We start from the raw sequence: 16878 nt of genomic DNA, 5'->3' as shown, positions 1-16878 counted from the left end.
CCAAAACGTTTGTGTCGCGATTCAACGAGAGACAGTTTACGATTCGGGCTGCAAACATGCGTCAGGGGGTGTAAAACAACGTAAAGTCATGGATTAGCGAGCCTTGATGACGTAATTTCTGCCTCGGAGGTATTTAAACAATGAACAAAATCCTGTTAGTTGATGATGACCGGGAGCTCACCTCCCTGTTAAAAGAGCTGCTCGATATGGAAGGCTTTAACGTGCTCGTAGCCCATGATGGGGAACAGGCGCTGGCTCTCCTGGACGACAGCATCGATTTACTTTTACTTGATGTGATGATGCCGAAGAAAAACGGTATCGATACGCTTAAAGAGTTGCGTCAGACACACCAGACTCCCGTTATCATGCTAACTGCCCGCGGTAGCGAGCTGGATCGCGTTCTCGGCCTTGAACTGGGCGCGGATGATTATCTACCTAAGCCGTTTAACGATCGTGAGCTGGTGGCGCGCATACGCGCGATTCTGCGCCGCTCCCACTGGAGCGAGCAGCAGCAAACCACCGAAGCCGGCTCACCGACGCTGGAGGTTGACGCATTGAGCCTCAACCCAGGCCGTCAGGAAGCCAATTTCGATGGTCAAACGCTGGAGCTGACCGGAACGGAGTTCACCCTGCTGTACCTGCTGGCGCAGCATCTTGGCCAGGTGGTCTCTCGTGAGCACCTGAGTCAGGAAGTATTGGGCAAACGCCTGACGCCGTTCGACCGCGCCATCGATATGCATATTTCTAACCTGCGGCGTAAGCTGCCGGAGCGTAAAGACGGCCACCCGTGGTTTAAAACCCTGCGTGGGCGCGGCTATCTGATGGTCTCAGCTTCATGATTGGAAGTTTAACCGCACGCATCTTCGCTATTTTCTGGCTCACGCTGGCGCTGGTGTTGATGCTGGTTCTGATGCTGCCCAAGCTGGATTCGCGCCAGATGACCGAACTTCTGGAAAGCGAGCAACGCCAGGGCATCATGATTGAGCAGCACGTTGAGGCCGAGCTGGCGACCGATCCACCCAACGATTTGATGTGGTGGCGTCGTCTGTTTCGGGCGATAGATAAATGGGCTCCGCCGGGACAGCGCCTGCTGCTGGTCACCAGCGAGGGGCGTGTTATCGGCGCAGAACGCAACGAAATGCAGATTATTCGCAACTTTATCGGCCAGGCCGATAACGCCGATCATCCGCAGAAAAAACGCTACGGTCGTCTGGAAATGGTCGGCCCGTTTTCCGTCAGGGATGGCGAAGATAATTATCAGCTCTATCTGATCCGCCCCGCCAGCACGTCACAATCAGATTTCATCAACCTGCTGTTTGACCGTCCGCTGCTGCTGCTTATCGTCACCATGCTGGTCAGCGCCCCGCTGCTGCTATGGCTGGCGTGGAGTCTGGCAAAACCGGCGCGTAAGCTGAAAAATGCGGCCGACGAGGTCGCCCAGGGGAACCTGCGCCAGCATCCGGAACTGGAAGCCGGCCCGCAGGAGTTTTTGGCCGCCGGGACCAGCTTTAACCAGATGGTCACCGCCTTGGAACGGATGATGACCAGCCAGCAGCGTCTGCTCTCCGATATCTCCCACGAGCTGCGCACGCCGCTTACGCGCCTGCAGCTGGGCACCGCGCTGCTGCGCCGCCGCAGCGGCGAGAGCAAAGAGCTGGAGCGTATTGAGATGGAGGCGCATCGGCTGGACAGCATGATCAACGATCTGCTGGTGATGTCGCGCAATCAGGCCAACAACGCGCTGGTCAGCGAGACGGTAAAAGCCAATCAGCTGTGGGGCGAGGTGCTGGATAACGCCGCCTTTGAGGCCGAGCAGGTAGGAAAATCGTTCACCGTGGAGTACCCGCCAGGGCCGTGGCCGCTGTACGGCAACCCCAACGCGCTGGAAAGCGCGCTGGAGAATATCGTACGCAACGCGCTACGCTACTCGCACACCCGAATTTCGGTGAGCTTCTCGGTGGATAAAGACGGCATCACGGTTAACGTCGATGATGACGGGCCGGGCGTCAGCCCTGAGGATCGCGAGCAGATTTTCCGCCCGTTCTACCGGACCGACGAAGCGCGCGATCGCGAATCAGGCGGTACCGGCCTAGGACTGGCGATTGTCGAAGCCGCTATTCAGCAGCATCGCGGCTGGGTGAAGGCCGACGACAGCCCGCTGGGCGGCCTGCGGCTGACCATATGGCTGCCGCTGTATAAGCGCACCTGACGAGGTTTCCCCCGGCCTGCGCCCGCAGCCGGGGGAGCATTATTTTCCCCACAATCTGCGGGAATTATCTTCGATCTGTCCGCTTAAGCGCCGCTTCTGCATGGTGCGGCTCCAGCTTACCGATAGCCCTCCAGCAGAGAGCAGGCGATGATACTGCTCATCATCAAACGGCATATGCCAGGCAATCGCGCCGGCCTCATGTACGCTGACATCGCTCACCCGGGACACCAGCTCCAGCGGCGCGTCGCAGGACACCACGCCCCCCGCCACCACCCGATACAGCCAGCCGGTTTTACCGCTATTCTGCATGAGCTGGGCCATATCGCTGATGGAAAAATGGAAGTTGAGCTTAAAGCACGGCGATCGCGGCTGCGTCACCTGAATCAGCGCCTCGCCCCAGCGAAAGATATCGCCGATATAAACGTTTTTCTCGGTCATCCCTTCTGCAGAAAGGTTTTCGCCGAAGGCCGGAGCGCAGAAAAGGTCGGCCTGCAGGGGGAATTCACGGGCCCAGTCGGCGTAGTGCTCACGCGGGTACTGGCATAGCGCCCGATCCGGACCGCCATGAATTTTCTTTTCCGCCTGCTCATCGCCTTCCAGCCCCAGATCGCCGAGGGTTAACTCACCGTCGACCTGGATTTTCCCGATGGCGCTCGGACGGCTTCCTTCGTAATCCCTTATTTTGCCTACAAAGACGTTCACCGGATAATGCATCTGCTGCCCCCTGCTACAGGTATAAAAAAAGCGAGTCATCAGACTCGCTTCTCGGTCAGCACAATGCAACCTTATTTTTTGGCGGCAAAACGCGCTGCGGCTTCGTCCCAGTTAACCACGTTCCAGAACTCTTTGATGTAGTCCGGACGACGGTTCTGGAATTTCAGGTAGTAAGCGTGTTCCCACACGTCCAGGCCCAGGATCGGGAAGCCGGAAGCGCCGGAGATGGCTTCACCCATCAGCGGGGAGTCCTGGTTCGCGGTAGAAACCACGGCCAGTTTGTCGCCTTTCAGCACCAGCCACGCCCAGCCGGAACCGAAACGAGTGGCTGCCGCTTTCTCAAACTCAGCCTTGAAGTTATCAACGGAACCGAAATCGCGCTCGATAGCCGCTTTCAGGTCGCCCTGCAGGGTGGTACCGGTTTTCAGGCCTTTCCAGAACAGGCTATGGTTAGCGTGACCGCCCGCGTTGTTGCGCAGAGGGCCTTTTTTGTCAGCCGGCAGCTGATCCAGTTTAGCGATCAGCTCTTCAGCAGACAGATCGGCGAATTCAGGCAGGCTTTCCAGCGCAGCGTTGGCGTTGTTAACGTAAGCCTGGTGGTGCTTAGTATGGTGGATTTCCATAGTCTGCTTGTCGAAATGCGGTTCCAGGGCGTCATAAGCGTACGGCAGGGCTGGCAGTGTAAAACTCATAATCATCTCCATTATTGTCGAGCGGCTGAGAGTGTTAAGGCCGCGTAAGCAGTTGGTTCATTATAGTTAATTAAATGATATTGAAAACGCTTATCAATGCCGTATTTTTAATAAGGTTATAACAGAGTGTGATACCTGCGATTTTGTGAGCTGGAACAAGTAATTAAGCTGTTGGTTGCCAGGGTTTCCCAACACGTGGCAACAGCCTGAAGGCGATAAAACTGACCGATTTTTACACTCATCGGGTCGGAAGAAGATTTATCCGATAAAAAATAGATGAGGATAAAATCAATGAATCACGCGATTACGATGGGTATTTTTTGGCATTTGATAGGTGCGGCCAGTGCAGCCTGTTTCTATGCTCCGTTCAAACAAGTTAAACAGTGGTCATGGGAAACCATGTGGTCTATCGGCGGGATTGTCTCCTGGCTGATCCTTCCCTGGACTATCAGCGCCATGCTGTTACCTGATTTTTGGGCCTATTACGGCTCCTTCAGCGCCTCGACTCTGCTACCGGTCTTCCTGTTCGGCGCGATGTGGGGGATCGGCAATATCAACTACGGCCTGACCATGCGCTATCTCGGCATGTCGATGGGGATCGGTATCGCCATTGGTATTACCCTGATCGTCGGTACGTTAATGACCCCTATTCTCAACGGTCAGTTCGAGGTATTAATCAATACCAAAGGCGGCCAGATGACGCTGCTCGGCGTGCTGGTCGCGGTGATTGGCGTGGCTATTGTGACCCGAGCGGGGCAGCTGAAAGAGCGCAAAATGGGCATTAAAGCCGAAGACTTCAATCTGAAAAAAGGCCTGCTCCTGGCGGTGATGTGCGGTATTTTCTCGGCGGGGATGTCGTTTGCGATGAACGCCGCCAAACCGATGCACGAAGCCGCCGCGGCGCTAGGGGTCGACCCGCTGTACACCGCCCTGCCTAGCTACGTGGTCATCATGGGCGGCGGCGCGCTGGTGAACCTCGGATTCTGCTTTATTCGGCTAGCCAAGGTGAAGAATCTGTCGATAAAAGCGGACTTCTCGCGGGCAAAACCGCTCATCATCGCCAATATTCTGCTTTCCGCTCTCGGCGGCCTGATGTGGTACCTGCAGTTCTTTTTCTACGCATGGGGCCACGCCAGCATTCCGGCGCAGTACGACTATATGAGCTGGATGCTGCATATGAGCTTCTACGTTCTGTGCGGCGGGCTGGTTGGTCTGGTGCTGAAGGAGTGGAAAAACGCCGGGCGCCGGCCGGTCGGCGTACTCAGCCTCGGCTGCGTGGTCATCATTATCGCCGCCAATATTGTCGGCCTGGGAATGGCGAACTAAATCACCTAAGCGGCGACGCGACTGCGTTGCCGCCACTGCCCCGGCGTCATGCCAATTTCACGGTTAAAGACCACCGAAAAGTAGTTACTGTCTTCAAATCCGCACAACATGGCGATTTCGCCAATCAGCCGCTCCGTATGCTGCAGCAGGTACTGCGCGTGGCAAATTCTCAGCTGACGTAAATAGTGGTTGATCGTCATCCCGGTCTGCTGGCGAAACTGCTGACGCAGGGCGCGCTCGCTGCACGCTTCCCGCGCGCAAAAACGATCGAGGAAAAAGGGCCTGTTCAGGCTGCCGGCCAGCTCGGTCAGCAGTTTATCGAGCAGGGCTTCACTTTGGGTCGCCGCCAGGTTATCGGTCGCGTAGCGATGGCGGTGCAGGATCAGCGCCAGCTGGGCAAACAGCAGTTCGGCCATCTGATTAGCCTGGGCATCGCTGCGGGTGCTCTCCTGCTCAAGCTGGGTAATCACCTGCCGCACCTGGGTCATACCGGAGCTGCCAATCCGCCAGTGCGGGAGCCACGGCGTACCAAACAGGCCGGGAATATGGGCCGCCCAGTCAAAGTTGAGCCGCAGCCGATCCGGACAGTAGATGACGTTTTGCAGGACCAAATCGTTAACCGACGCGTAGGAGTGCTTATCTTCCGCGCGGATATAGAACAGATCGCCGCGGGTAATGCGCCACGGGCGATCGTTAAGCACGTGCAGGCCGTTTCCCCGCCATACCAGCACCAGTTCGCAGAACTCATGGGTATGCTCGGCGAAGACGTTTTGCGGGTAGCGATCCGCTACCGCCACCGCCTGAGAAGGCGAGGCAAAAAACTCATCTTTGCGAAGAATCAACTGACCGGCCACCGCGACAACTCCAGGCGCAAATAACGTTTCATTATTCGCATTTTGCTTGCTAAAACGTTGACTGCTCTCGCGTTACTGAAGAATGGCGTCGCGCCCCTGGCGGATATCACGCGGCGACCAGGAAAACTCGCGGCGAAAAAGCGTCGAAAAGTGGTTACTGTCGCCGAATCCGCAGTGATAAGCGATATCCGTGACGCTGTCATCGCTGTGCCGCAGCAGATGGCGCGCCTTCATCAGCCGCACCCGGTTCAGGTAGCGCTGCGGCGTCAGGCCGGTCTGCTGCTTGAGCTGACGATGCAGCGTGCGCAGCGACAGCGAAAACTGAGCCGCCACCTCTTCCCAGCAAACATCCTCGGCAAAGTGATCTTCCAGCCACGCCATCAGGTGATTGAGCCGCGCCTCGCTATCGGCGGCCCCTTCCGCGAGGCTGCTTTTGCGCAGCAGCACCAGCAGCTGCATAAACAGAATCTCCCGACTGGCAATGGTATGCACATCCGACTCAGCGCCGAGGCTTTCCATCTGGTTGACGAGCTGCCGCACCTGCTGCAAGGCCCCCTGATTCACCCGCCAGTGCGAGAGATAGTTGCCCTCCTGCTCCTGCGGCAGCAGCTGGCTGACGCCGTTCAGAAAACGAAACGCATCCGGCGCGCGGTAGAGCACGTTGGTCAGGCACAGATTATCGGTATGTTCATAAAGATGGCGGTCGTGATCGCGAATAAAGCACACCGAGCCGCCGCTGATGGTATAGGGCTGGCCGTTGAAAACGTGGATCCCCGTCCCGTGCTCAACGATAACAATTTCATGGAAATCGTGGTGATGTTCCGGAAACGCCGACTGAGGGAGGCGTGGCTCAATAGCAACAGCAGAAGTACCGGACTTAAAGAAATCCACACTGTGCAATACGGTCATAGCAGCCCCCTCGAAATGAGAAATGTTATCAATCAGTGTGGCAAATAGTAATTAAGGACCGGCAATCCGGCCTTCAATTTTCGACCGCAAACGTCGTAAAGCCTGCCGCTTTTTCAAGAAACAGCCGGAAAGATCGGGAACTGCGGACAACGTCACATCCCCCGCGCCCATAGCGACAGAATGAAATTGTGAGCTCTCTCACGGTCACCTTTGCTTTCTTGCCAGCCGGGAAATTTCCCTGTCCGTGGCAAGAAGGTGCGCGACCGGCGACTTTTTTAGACTGCTGGCAATGATTTTCAGAAGGATCTCTGCCATGAGTTTTCGTCATTGTGTCGCCGTTGATTTAGGCGCCTCCAGCGGGCGGGTGATGCTCGCCAGCTATGAAAGCGGACAGCGTGCGCTGACGCTGCGTGAAATCCACCGTTTTACCAACAGCCTGCACCAGGTGGATGACTATGACTGCTGGGATATCGATCGCCTGGAAGGCGAAATTCGCCGCGGACTGGAGAAGGTGTGCGCGCAGGGCATCCTTATCGATAGCATCGGCATTGATACCTGGGGCGTGGATTATGTCCTGCTCGACGCTCAGGGCCAGCGCGTCGGCCTGCCGGTTTCCTATCGCGACGACCGCACCCACGGCCTGATGCAGCATGCCGAAGAGCAGATGGGCCGCGCGGATATCTACCGCCGCAGCGGCATCCAGTTTCTGCCGTTCAACACCCTGTACCAGCTGCGCGCCCTGGTTGAGCAGCAGCCGGAGCTGGTGAGCCAGGCCGCGCACGCGCTGCTGATCCCGGACTATTTCAGCTTCCGTCTGACCGGCCAGATGAACTGGGAATACACCAACGCCACCACCACCCAGCTGGTCAATATCAACAGCGATAGCTGGGATGAGGATCTGCTGAACTGGAGCGGCGCGCCGCGCGAGTGGTTCGGTACCCCGACCCATCCCGGCAACGTGATTGGTCACTGGATCTGCCCGCAGGGCAACGCGATCCCGGTGGTCGCCGTCGCCAGTCACGATACCGCCAGCGCGGTGATCGCCTCTCCGCTGGCCGGTAAAAATGCGGCCTATCTCTCCTCCGGCACCTGGTCGCTCATGGGCTTTGAAAGCAAAACCCCCTGCACCGGCGATGAGGCGCTGAAGGCCAATATCACCAACGAAGGCGGCGCGGAAGGCCGCTATCGGGTGCTGAAAAATATTATGGGACTGTGGCTGCTGCAGCGGGTGCTGAAAGAGCAGAACGTCAGCGACCTGCCGGCGCTGATTGCCCATACCGCCGAACTCCCGGCCTGCCGCTCGGTGATTGACTGCAACGATGAGCGCTTTATCAACCCGGACAATATGAGCGCCGAGATTCAGGCCGCCTGCCGTGAATCCGGGCAGCCGGTGCCCAGCGGCGACGCCGAGCTGGCGCGCTGCATTTTTGACAGCCTGGCCCTGCTGTATGCCCGCGTGCTCGGCGAACTTGCCCGGCTGCGAGGCCAACCCTTCAGCCAGCTGCATATCGTCGGCGGCGGCTGTCAGAACGCGCTGCTCAATCAGCTGTGCGCGGACGCCTGCGGCATTACGGTCATCGCAGGTCCCGTCGAGGCCTCTACGCTCGGCAATATCGGCATCCAGCTGATGACGCTGGATGAACTGAACAACGTCGATGATTTCCGTCAGGTGGTGCGCCACAACTACGCGCTCACCACGTTTATCCCTAATCCTGAAAATGAAATTGCCCGCTTCGTTGCGCAGTTTCAGCAACAACAGACCAAGGAGCTTTGCGCATGACCACTCAACTTGAACAAGCCTGGGAAATTGCCAAACAGCGCTACGCCGCCGTCGGTGTGGATGTCGAGGAGGCTCTGCGCCAGCTGGACCGGCTTCCCGTATCCATGCACTGCTGGCAGGGCGATGACGTCGCCGGTTTTGAAAACCCGGAAGGGAATTTAACCGGCGGGATTCAGGCCACCGGCAACTATCCGGGCAAAGCCCGCAACGCGGGCGAGCTGCGCGCCGACCTCGAGCAGGCACTGAGCCTGATCCCCGGCCCGAAACGGCTGAATCTGCACGCTATCTATCTGGAGTCTGATACCCCGGTTGCGCGTAACGAAATCAAACCTGAGCACTTTAAAAACTGGGTTGAATGGGCCAAAAACAACGGCCTGGGGCTCGATTTTAACCCCTCCTGCTTCTCGCATCCGCTGAGCGCCGACGGTTTTACCCTGTCGCACGCCAACGATGAAATCCGCCAGTTCTGGATCGATCACTGCAAGGCCAGCCGCCGGGTTTCCGCCTATTTCGGCGAGCAGCTGGGCACCCCGTCGGTCATGAATATCTGGGTCCCCGACGGCATGAAGGACATTACCGTTGATCGTCTGGCGCCGCGCCAGCGTCTGCTGAACGCGCTGGACGAGGTTATCAGCGAGAAGTTCGACCCGGCGCATCATATCGATGCCGTGGAGAGCAAGCTGTTCGGTATCGGTGCCGAAAGCTACACCGTCGGCTCCAATGAATTCTATATGGGCTATGCCGCCAGCCGCCAGACCGCGCTGTGTCTGGACGCCGGGCACTTCCATCCAACGGAAGTTATCTCCGACAAAATCTCTGCCGCCATGCTCTACATTCCGCGCCTGCTGCTGCACGTCAGCCGCCCGGTACGCTGGGATAGCGATCACGTGGTGCTGCTGGATGACGAAACCCAGGCCATCGCCAGCGAAATCATCCGCCACAACCTGTTTGACCGGGTGCACATCGGCCTCGATTTCTTCGACGCCTCCATCAACCGCATCGCGGCGTGGGTGATTGGTACCCGCAACATGAAAAAAGCGCTGCTGCGCGCGCTGCTGGAACCGACGGAACAGCTGCGCCAGCTGGAAGCCGACGGCGATTACACCGCCCGTCTGGCGCTGCTGGAAGAGCAGAAATGCCTGCCGTGGCAGGCCATCTGGGAGATGTACTGCCAGCGTCACGATACCCCGGCGGGCAGCCAGTGGCTGGATAGCGTTCGCGGCTACGAGAAGAGCGTTCTCAGCCAGCGCGGAAACTAACCTCGCCCGGCGACCGGCAGATATACAACCTATTTAGGGTACGGGATAAACCCCGTACCGAATCAACAGGAAGCACAAGACTATGCACACCATTATCGACTCCTGGTTCGTCCAGGGCATGATTAAAGCCACCACCGATGCCTGGCTGAAGGGCTGGGATGAGCGCAACGGCGGTAACCTGACGCTACGCCTCGACGAGGCTGATATCGAACCCTTTGCCGCCGATTTCCACGCCAAACCGCGCTATATCGCCCTGAGCCAGCCGATGCCGACGCTGGCCAATCAGCCGTTTATCGTTACCGGCTCCGGTAAATTTTTCCGCAACGTGCAGCTCGATCCGGCCGCCAACCTCGGCGTGGTCAAAGTGGACAGCGACGGCGCGGGATATCACATCCTGTGGGGCTTGACCCACGAGGCGGTGCCGACCTCAGAACTGCCGGCCCACTTCTTGTCCCACAGCGAACGCATCAGGCTGACCGGCGGCAAAGATCGCGTGATCATGCACTGCCACGCCACCAACCTGATCGCCCTGACCTACGTCCTCGAAAACAACAGCGATCTGTTCACCCGTAAGCTCTGGGAAGGCAGTACCGAATGTCTGGTGGTGTTCCCGGACGGCGTTGGCATTCTGCCGTGGATGGTGCCAGGTACCGACGAAATCGGCGGGGCCACCGCGCTGGAAATGCGTAAGCATTCGCTGGTGCTCTGGCCGTTCCACGGCGTCTTCGGCAGCGGGCCGACGCTGGATGAAACCTTTGGCCTGATCGATACCGCCGAGAAATCGGCTGAAGTACTGGTGAAGGTTTACTCCATGGGTGGAATGAAGCAGACCATCACCCGCGAAGAGCTGATTGCCCTCGGCAAGCGCTTTGATGTGCAGCCTATGCAGTCCGCGTTAGACCTTTATCAATAATTACATCGCGCCCCGCTCACCGAGACGGGGCGAACTCTGTCACCTGCAAACCCTACCCGAAGCCTTTCGCCATGCGGGAAGCCTACGCATCAGCAAGGAGAAAGACAGCGGAAAACTAACTCAATCATGTGGAGTAAAAGCAATGAAAATAAAGACAAGCTTGATCCTCACCGTTGCCGCCCTGGCGTTGTCCGGTTCTGCTTTAGCTGAAGTTAAAATTGCCCTCGTGGCAAAATCATTGGGAAATGGATTCTTCGAGGCAGCGAACGTCGGCGCGCAGGAAGCGGCTAAAGAGTTAGGCGATGTGAAAGTGATTTATACCGGCCCCACCACCACCACCGCCGAAGCGCAGATCGAAGTGCTGAACGGGCTGATCGCCCAAGGGGTGGACGCGATCGCCATTTCCGCCAACGATCCGGACGCCGTGGTGCCGGTGCTGAAAAAGGCGATGCAGCGCGGAATCAAAGTGGTCTCCTGGGATTCCGGCGTGGCGCCGGCGGGCCGTCAGATCCACTTAAACCCTTCCAATAACGCACTTATTGGCGAGACCAACGTCAGGCTCGCCGCGGATGCCTTAAAAGCGCTGAACGTCGAAAAAGGCGACGTGGCGATCCTCAGCGCGACCCCAACCTCAACCAACCAGAACATCTGGATCGAAGAGATGAAGAAGGTGCTGCCGAAGTACCCTTCTGTCAACCTGGTCACCGTTGCCTACGGGGACGATCTCTCCGACAAGAGCTACCGCGAAGCGGTCGGCCTGCTGAAATCGTATCCGAATCTGAAAGCGATCGTCTCGCCTTCGTCGGTGGGGATCGTTGCCGCCGCCCAGGCGGTGAAGGATCAGGGCAAGATTGGCAAAGTGTACGTTACCGGGCTGGGGCTACCGTCCGAAATGGCCGGGGCGATTAAATCCGGCGCCAGCAAAAGCTTTGCTATCTGGAACCCCATTGACCTCGGCTACGCCGCCACGTACCTGGCCGACGATCTGGTCAAAGGCACGGCAACCAAAACCGAAGCCGATATGGGCAGGCTGGGCAAGGTGAAGCTGGATGCCGACGGTAGCGGCGCGATGGCGCAGCCGTTCGTCTACGATGCCGGCAACATCGATAAGTTTTCCAGGATTTTCTAATCATCATCCCCTGTTTCACTATCGAAACAGGGGAAAAACCGGAGACTTATCATGACGGCGTCCACCCCACTGCTGTCGCTTAAGGGCATCACCAAGGTTTTCCCCGGTGTGCGTGCCCTTGAGAACGTACAGCTCGATCTCTGGCCCGGCAAAGTGACCGCCTTAATTGGCGAAAACGGCGCCGGCAAATCCACGCTGGTCAAAGTGATGACCGGCATTTATCAGCCCGAAGAGGGCGAAATCCTGTATAAAGCGATCCCGATTCAGCTGCCTCATCCGGAGTCGGCGCATAAGGTCGGGATCACCGCCATTCACCAGGAGACGGTGCTGTTTGACGAACTCTCGGTGACCGAGAATATTTTTGTCGGCCAGTATCTGCATAAAGGCCTGCTGAAAAAGCTCGACTGGCCCGCGATGCACCAGAAAGCCGGGGATATTCTCCGCCGCCTGGAAGTGCAGATCGACCCGCGCGCTACGCTAAAAACGCTGAGCATCGCCCAGCGCCACATGGTGGCCATCGCCCGGGCGCTCTCCTTTGAGGCGCAGGTGGTGATCCTTGACGAGCCGACCGCCGCGCTCTCGCAGCACGAAATTCTGGAGTTTTATCAGATAGTCGAACGCCTGAAGCAGGACGGTAAGGCCATCCTGTTTATCTCGCATAAGTTTGACGAAATCTTCGAGCTGGCGGACTACTACACTATTTTGCGCGACGGCGTGTACGTGAGCTCCGGCGCCATCAACGAGATCACCGAAGAGCGGATGGTGGCGATGATGGTCGGACGCGCCATTACCCAAACCTACCCGAAAATGAGCTGCGCCCTGGGAGAGGCAGTGCTGGAGGTCAACAACCTCTGTCATCCCACCGAGTTCGCCAATATCAGCTTCACCCTGCGCAGAGGTGAAATCCTCGGCTTCTACGGCCTGGTCGGCGCCGGGCGTACCGAACTTATGCAGGCGCTTTCCGGCGTATCGCATCCCTCCTCCGGCGAAATCGTGCTGAAAGGCAAACCGGTGCGTTTTCGCCAGCCGGCGGACGCCATTCAGGCCGGTATCGTCTGCGTACCGGAAGAGCGGCAGAAGCAGGGAGCGATCATCGCCCTGCCGATCGCGCAGAACATCAGCCTGCCCCAGCTCGGCAAGCTCAACCCCAGCGGCGTGCTGAACGACGCGCGCGAATGGCGGCTGGCCGATGAGTATGCCTCACGCCTGCAGGTCAAAGCCTTCAGCTGGCAGCAGGCGGTCGAAACCCTCTCCGGCGGCAACCAGCAGAAAGTGGTGATCGGCAAATGGCTGGCCACCCATCCGCAGGTGATCATTCTCGATGAGCCGACTAAAGGCATCGATATCGGTTCAAAAGCGGCGGTACACCAGTTTATGTCCGAGCTGGTGAGCCAGGGGCTGGCGGTCATTATGGTCTCTTCAGAGCTGCCGGAGGTCATGGGAATGGCCGACCGTATCATCGTGATGCACGAAGGGCTGATGGTGGCCGAATATCGCGCCGGCGAAGCGACGGCGGAAACCATCGTCAGCGCCGCCAGCGGCATTGCCCGGGAGGCTGCGTAATGTGGCGACAACTGCTTAAACACCGCGAAGCGCTGCTGGCGGCGGTCATTATCCTGATGGTGGCGGGCATCGGTAGCCGGGTGCCGTCGTTCATCGCGGCGGAAAACCTGGTCGAGATGTTTAACGACACCTCGATTCTGATCGTCCTCGCCCTCGGCCAGATGATGGTGCTGCTGACCAAGGGGATCGATCTGTCGATGGCCGCCAACCTGGCGCTGACCGGGATGATCGTCGCCCTGCTTAACGCCAACCACCCGGAAATTCCGGTGTGGGCGCTGCTGCTGCTGGCCACCCTGCTTGGCCTGCTGATGGGGGTGATTAACGGCCTGCTGGTCTGGCGTCTCGGCATCCCGGCGATCGTGGTGACCCTCGGCACCATGAGCATCTATCGCGGCATTATTTTCCTGCTCTCCGACGGCGGCTGGGTTAACTCGCATCAGATGAGCGCGGACTTCCTCGGCCTGCCGCGCGCCTCGCTGCTGGGGCTGCCGCTGCTGAGCTGGTGCGCCATCGCCGCCCTGCTGCTGGTGGGTTATTTCCTGCGCTATAGCCGTACCGGGCGGGCGCTGTACACCGCAGGCGGCAACGCCACGGCGGCGTACTACACCGGCATTAACGCCGGGAAAATGCAGTTCATCAGCTTCTGCCTTTCCGGGGCGCTGGCGGGATTTTGCGGCTATCTGTGGATCTCCCGCTTTGCCGTCGCCTATGTTGACGTCGCCAACGGCTTCGAACTACAGGTCGTGGCGGCCTGCGTCATCGGCGGCATTAGCACGATGGGCGGTACCGGACGCGTGGTCGGCTGCCTGTGCGGCGCGCTGTTCCTCGGGATTATCAACAACGCGCTACCGGTTATCGGTATCTCACCTTTCTGGCAAATGGCTATCTCCGGCGCGGTTATTGTCATCGCCGTGGTGCTTAACGAGCGTGGGAACAAACGTCACGGACGGCTCATTCTGCGCAGCGCGGTACTGGCTTCGCAAAAACAGACGGTGAAACCATGAGCAAAATAGTGACCACAGAAGAGATGACAAGCCGCGCGACGACGACGTCACCGCTGCGCCGCCTGCTGTGCTGGGAAGGCTTCCTGCTGGCGGTAACTCTGGCCGTTTTTGCGGCCAATGCGCTGGCGTCGCCCTACTTCCTTAATATCTGGAACCTGTCGGACGCCACCTTCAACTTTACCGAGAAGGCGATTATCGTCCTGCCGATGGCGATGCTGATTATCGCCAGAGAGATCGACCTTTCGGTCGCCTCAACCATGGCGCTGAGCTCCACGGCGATGGGCTTTTGCGCGGCGGCGGGGATGGATACGCCGCTGCTGGTTGCCGTTGGGCTGGGAGTTGGCCTGCTGTGCGGCCTGTTTAACGGCATCCTGGTGACGCGCCTGAACCTGTCGTCGATCGTTATCACCATCGGCACCATGAGCCTGTATCGCGGCCTGACCTACATCCTGCTGGGCGATAAGGCGCTAAACCACTATCCGGACAGCTTCGCCTGGTTCGGCCAGGGCTACGTTTGGGGAGCGCTCTCGTTTGAGTTTGCGCTGTTCCTGCTGCTGGCAGCCGCCTTCACCTTCCTGCTGCATAAAACCAACTTTGGCCGCCGCACCTACGCGATTGGCAATAATCCGACCGGCGCCTGGTTTTCCGGGATCAACGTCAAGCGCCATAACCTGATTCTGTTTGCCCTGGTCGGGCTGATGGCGGGGCTGGCGGCGGTGCTGCTGACGTCACGGTTGGGCAGCACCCGCCCAACGCTGGCGGTGGGCTGGGAGCTGGCGGTTGTGACGATGGCGGTGCTCGGCGGCATCAACATCCTTGGCGGCTCCGGCAGCATGGTTGGGGTGATTATCGCCGCCTTCCTGATGGGGCTGGTGACCTTTGGCCTGAGCCTGCTCAACGTACCGGGCATCGTGATGTCGATAATCATCGGCGCAATGCTGATCGCGGTGATTTCGCTGCCGATTATCACCCGTCGGGTCCTGCAACGAAGACATTAGCCCTTCGCCTGACGGTGGGGGGAACGGAATTTCATTAACAGGAGAGTTATTATGAGCTTTATGTTGGCATTGCCGAAAATCAGCCTGCACGGCGCAGGCGCCATTGGCGATATGGTTAATCTGGTCGCCGATAAACGTTGGGGCAAAGCGCTGATCGTCACCGACGGTCAGCTGGTGACGCTGGGCCTGCTGGACAGCCTGTTTGCCGCGCTCGACGCGCACCAGATGTCCTGGCACCTGTTTGATGAGGTGTTCCCCAACCCCACCGAAGCGCTGGTGCATAAAGGCATTACCGCCTTCCACGACGCGCAGTGCGATTACATCATCGCGTTTGGCGGCGGTAGCCCCATCGATACCGCTAAAGCGGTTAAAATCCTCACCGCCAATCCGGCCCCTTCCACCGCCTATTCCGGCGTCGGCAAGGTGAAAAACGCCGGCGTACCGCTGGTGGCGATAAATACCACCGCCGGAACGGCGGCGGAGATGACCAGTAATGCGGTCATCATCGATTCCGCGCGCCAGGTAAAAGAGGTGATTATCGATCCGAATATTATTCCGGACATCGCCGTCGATGACGCCAGCGTGATGCTGGACATTCCTGCCTCCATCACCGCGGCCACCGGAATGGATGCCCTGACGCACGCTATCGAAGCTTTCGTTTCGATCGGCGCCCATCCGCTAACCGATGCCAATGCTCTTGAGGCCATTCGGCTCATTAATCTGTGGCTGCCGAAAGCCGTCGACGACGGGCATAACCTTGAGGCACGTGAGCAGATGGCGTTTGGCCAGTATCTGGCGGGCATGGCCTTCAACAGCGCCGGGCTCGGCCTGGTTCATGCGCTGGCGCATCAGCCGGGCGCGACCCACAACCTGCCCCACGGCGTATGCAACGCCATCCTGCTGCCGATCATCGAAAACTTTAACCGCCCGAACGCCGTCGCCCGTTTTGCCCGCGTGGCGCAGGCGATGGGCGTCGAGACCCGCGACATGAGCGATGAAGCAGCCAGCATGGCGGCGATCGAGGCGATTCGCACCCTGAGCAAACGCGTCGGCATTCCGCAGGGCTTCAGCCAGCTTGGGGTGACCAAAGCCGACATCGAAGGCTGGCTGGACAAGGCCCTCGCCGACCCGTGCGCGCCGTGCAACCCGCGAACCGCCAGCCGCGACGAAGTACGCGAGCTGTATCTGGAGGCGTTATGATCCGCAAGGCGTTTGTGATGCAGGTGAATCCCGACGCGCACGAAGAGTATCAGCGTCGGCATTCGCCAATATGGCCGGAGCTGGAGGCGGTTCTGAAGGCGCACGGCGCGCACCATTACGCAATTTATCTCGATAAAGAGCGCAGCCTGCTGTTCGCCACGGTGGAGATTGAATCTGAAGCCCGCTGGAACGCGGTCGCCGAATCCGAGGTCTGTCAGCGCTGGTGGCGGCATATGCGCGACGTGATGCCCGCAAACGCCGATAACAGCCCGCTCAGCGCCGATCTGAAGGCGGTATTCTATCTGGATTAACCTCCTCGGCTGCCCCG

Annotated in this window: 16 protein-coding genes; 12 read left to right on the top strand and 4 right to left on the bottom strand. The window is 58.7% G+C overall.

Annotated features, from left to right (window positions below):
* The first annotated feature begins 140 nt into the window (after window positions 1-140).
* Together cpxR and cpxA are read left to right on the top strand one after the other, a co-directional pair.
* Window positions 141-839 carry an envelope stress response regulator transcription factor CpxR gene (cpxR, locus tag GO007_RS27295; protein WP_004203671.1) on the top strand — a complete coding sequence of 233 codons (699 nt, stop codon included), beginning with the start codon at window positions 141-143 and terminating at the stop codon, window positions 837-839.
* Window positions 836-2209, top strand: coding sequence for an envelope stress sensor histidine kinase CpxA (gene cpxA / locus GO007_RS27290; protein WP_041143428.1), 1374 nt, complete (start codon window positions 836-838; stop codon window positions 2207-2209). Before cpxR ends, cpxA begins: the two co-directional genes overlap by 4 nt.
* A gap of 39 nt (window positions 2210-2248) precedes the next feature.
* Here the strand turns inward: cpxA and yiiM are convergent, their stop codons facing one another.
* A complete protein-coding gene (gene yiiM, locus GO007_RS27285) occupies window positions 2249-2923 on the bottom strand; it encodes a 6-hydroxyaminopurine reductase (RefSeq protein WP_095105370.1) in 675 nt (224 codons plus the stop codon).
* A gap of 71 nt (window positions 2924-2994) precedes the next feature.
* Entirely contained in the window at window positions 2995-3615 is a 621-nt protein-coding gene (gene sodA, locus GO007_RS27280) for a superoxide dismutase [Mn] (RefSeq protein WP_095105368.1), read from the bottom strand.
* 291 nt (window positions 3616-3906) lie between these two features.
* Between sodA and rhaT the strand changes: the two genes are divergently transcribed.
* On the top strand, window positions 3907-4941 hold the full coding sequence (rhaT, locus tag GO007_RS27275; RefSeq protein ID WP_095105366.1) for an L-rhamnose/proton symporter RhaT: 1035 nt from the start codon (window positions 3907-3909) through the stop codon (window positions 4939-4941).
* 5 nt (window positions 4942-4946) lie between these two features.
* Here rhaT and rhaR read toward each other — a convergent pair whose 3' ends face one another.
* Both rhaR and rhaS (GO007_RS27265) read right to left on the bottom strand, forming a co-directional pair.
* On the bottom strand, window positions 4947-5795 hold the full coding sequence (gene rhaR, locus GO007_RS27270; RefSeq protein ID WP_223261845.1) for an HTH-type transcriptional activator RhaR: 849 nt from the start codon (window positions 5793-5795) through the stop codon (window positions 4947-4949).
* A 72-nt stretch (window positions 5796-5867) separates the two neighbouring features.
* Window positions 5868-6704, bottom strand: a complete 837-nt coding sequence (rhaS, locus tag GO007_RS27265) for an HTH-type transcriptional activator RhaS (protein ID WP_095105364.1) — start codon at window positions 6702-6704, stop codon at window positions 5868-5870.
* Window positions 6705-7017: 313 nt separating this feature from the next.
* Here rhaS (GO007_RS27265) and rhaB point away from each other — a divergent pair, with 313 nt between their 5' ends.
* From rhaB to rhaM, 9 genes are all read left to right on the top strand, one after another.
* The gene (gene rhaB, locus GO007_RS27255) at window positions 7018-8484 is read left to right on the top strand and encodes a rhamnulokinase (RefSeq protein WP_095105360.1); all 1467 of its coding nucleotides are present in this window, start codon (window positions 7018-7020) and stop codon (window positions 8482-8484) included.
* Window positions 8481-9743: an L-rhamnose isomerase gene (gene rhaA / locus GO007_RS27250; protein ID WP_095105357.1), complete on the top strand. Its 1263-nt coding sequence runs from the start codon at window positions 8481-8483 to the stop codon at window positions 9741-9743. The genes rhaB and rhaA overlap by 4 nt, the downstream gene beginning before the upstream one ends.
* 82 nt (window positions 9744-9825) lie before the next feature.
* Window positions 9826-10656 carry a rhamnulose-1-phosphate aldolase gene (gene rhaD, locus GO007_RS27245; protein ID WP_095105354.1) on the top strand — a complete coding sequence of 277 codons (831 nt, stop codon included), beginning with the start codon at window positions 9826-9828 and terminating at the stop codon, window positions 10654-10656.
* A gap of 142 nt (window positions 10657-10798) precedes the next feature.
* On the top strand, window positions 10799-11785 hold the full coding sequence (gene rhaS / locus GO007_RS27240) for a rhamnose ABC transporter substrate-binding protein (RefSeq protein WP_095105350.1): 987 nt from the start codon (window positions 10799-10801) through the stop codon (window positions 11783-11785).
* 51 nt (window positions 11786-11836) lie between these two features.
* Window positions 11837-13348, top strand: coding sequence for a sugar ABC transporter ATP-binding protein (locus tag GO007_RS27235; RefSeq protein WP_095105348.1), 1512 nt, complete (start codon window positions 11837-11839; stop codon window positions 13346-13348).
* On the top strand, window positions 13348-14352 hold the full coding sequence (locus GO007_RS27230; protein WP_095105346.1) for an ABC transporter permease: 1005 nt from the start codon (window positions 13348-13350) through the stop codon (window positions 14350-14352). The genes GO007_RS27235 and GO007_RS27230 overlap by 1 nt, the downstream gene beginning before the upstream one ends.
* The gene (locus GO007_RS27225; protein ID WP_095105344.1) at window positions 14349-15350 is read left to right on the top strand and encodes an ABC transporter permease; all 1002 of its coding nucleotides are present in this window, start codon (window positions 14349-14351) and stop codon (window positions 15348-15350) included. The genes GO007_RS27230 and GO007_RS27225 overlap by 4 nt, the downstream gene beginning before the upstream one ends.
* A gap of 51 nt (window positions 15351-15401) precedes the next feature.
* Complete coding sequence (gene fucO / locus GO007_RS27220) at window positions 15402-16550, top strand: lactaldehyde reductase (RefSeq protein WP_095105342.1); 1149 nt, start codon at window positions 15402-15404, stop codon at window positions 16548-16550.
* Window positions 16547-16861, top strand: a complete 315-nt coding sequence (gene rhaM, locus GO007_RS27215) for an L-rhamnose mutarotase (RefSeq protein WP_095105340.1) — start codon at window positions 16547-16549, stop codon at window positions 16859-16861. Before fucO ends, rhaM begins: the two co-directional genes overlap by 4 nt.
* Window positions 16862-16878 lie beyond the last annotated feature (17 nt).

Origin of the sequence: Klebsiella sp. 10-1 (assembly GCF_009758445.1) — a bacterium.
In the GTDB taxonomy this organism is placed as follows: domain Bacteria; phylum Pseudomonadota; class Gammaproteobacteria; order Enterobacterales; family Enterobacteriaceae; genus Klebsiella; species Klebsiella scottii.
This window is presented reverse-complemented; position numbering and strand designations above follow the sequence as displayed.

Excerpts from the sequence above, each read along its gene's own strand:
- GO007_RS27230 (WP_095105346.1), top strand. The coding sequence starts at position 13,348 with ATGTGGCGACAACTGCTTAAACACCGCGAAGCGCTGCTGGCGGCGGTC.
- cpxR (WP_004203671.1), top strand. The coding sequence starts at position 141 with ATGAACAAAATCCTGTTAGTTGATGATGACCGGGAGCTCACCTCCCTG.
- yiiM (WP_095105370.1), bottom strand. The coding sequence starts at position 2,923 with ATGCATTATCCGGTGAACGTCTTTGTAGGCAAAATAAGGGATTACGAA.
- rhaS (WP_095105350.1), top strand. The coding sequence starts at position 10,799 with ATGAAAATAAAGACAAGCTTGATCCTCACCGTTGCCGCCCTGGCGTTG.
- sodA (WP_095105368.1), bottom strand. The coding sequence starts at position 3,615 with ATGAGTTTTACACTGCCAGCCCTGCCGTACGCTTATGACGCCCTGGAA.
- fucO (WP_095105342.1), top strand. The coding sequence starts at position 15,402 with ATGAGCTTTATGTTGGCATTGCCGAAAATCAGCCTGCACGGCGCAGGC.
- rhaM (WP_095105340.1), top strand. The coding sequence starts at position 16,547 with ATGATCCGCAAGGCGTTTGTGATGCAGGTGAATCCCGACGCGCACGAA.
- rhaB (WP_095105360.1), top strand. The coding sequence starts at position 7,018 with ATGAGTTTTCGTCATTGTGTCGCCGTTGATTTAGGCGCCTCCAGCGGG.
- rhaT (WP_095105366.1), top strand. The coding sequence starts at position 3,907 with ATGAATCACGCGATTACGATGGGTATTTTTTGGCATTTGATAGGTGCG.
- rhaS (WP_095105364.1), bottom strand. The coding sequence starts at position 6,704 with ATGACCGTATTGCACAGTGTGGATTTCTTTAAGTCCGGTACTTCTGCT.
- rhaD (WP_095105354.1), top strand. The coding sequence starts at position 9,826 with ATGCACACCATTATCGACTCCTGGTTCGTCCAGGGCATGATTAAAGCC.
- GO007_RS27235 (WP_095105348.1), top strand. The coding sequence starts at position 11,837 with ATGACGGCGTCCACCCCACTGCTGTCGCTTAAGGGCATCACCAAGGTT.
- rhaA (WP_095105357.1), top strand. The coding sequence starts at position 8,481 with ATGACCACTCAACTTGAACAAGCCTGGGAAATTGCCAAACAGCGCTAC.
- GO007_RS27225 (WP_095105344.1), top strand. The coding sequence starts at position 14,349 with ATGAGCAAAATAGTGACCACAGAAGAGATGACAAGCCGCGCGACGACG.
- cpxA (WP_041143428.1), top strand. The coding sequence starts at position 836 with ATGATTGGAAGTTTAACCGCACGCATCTTCGCTATTTTCTGGCTCACG.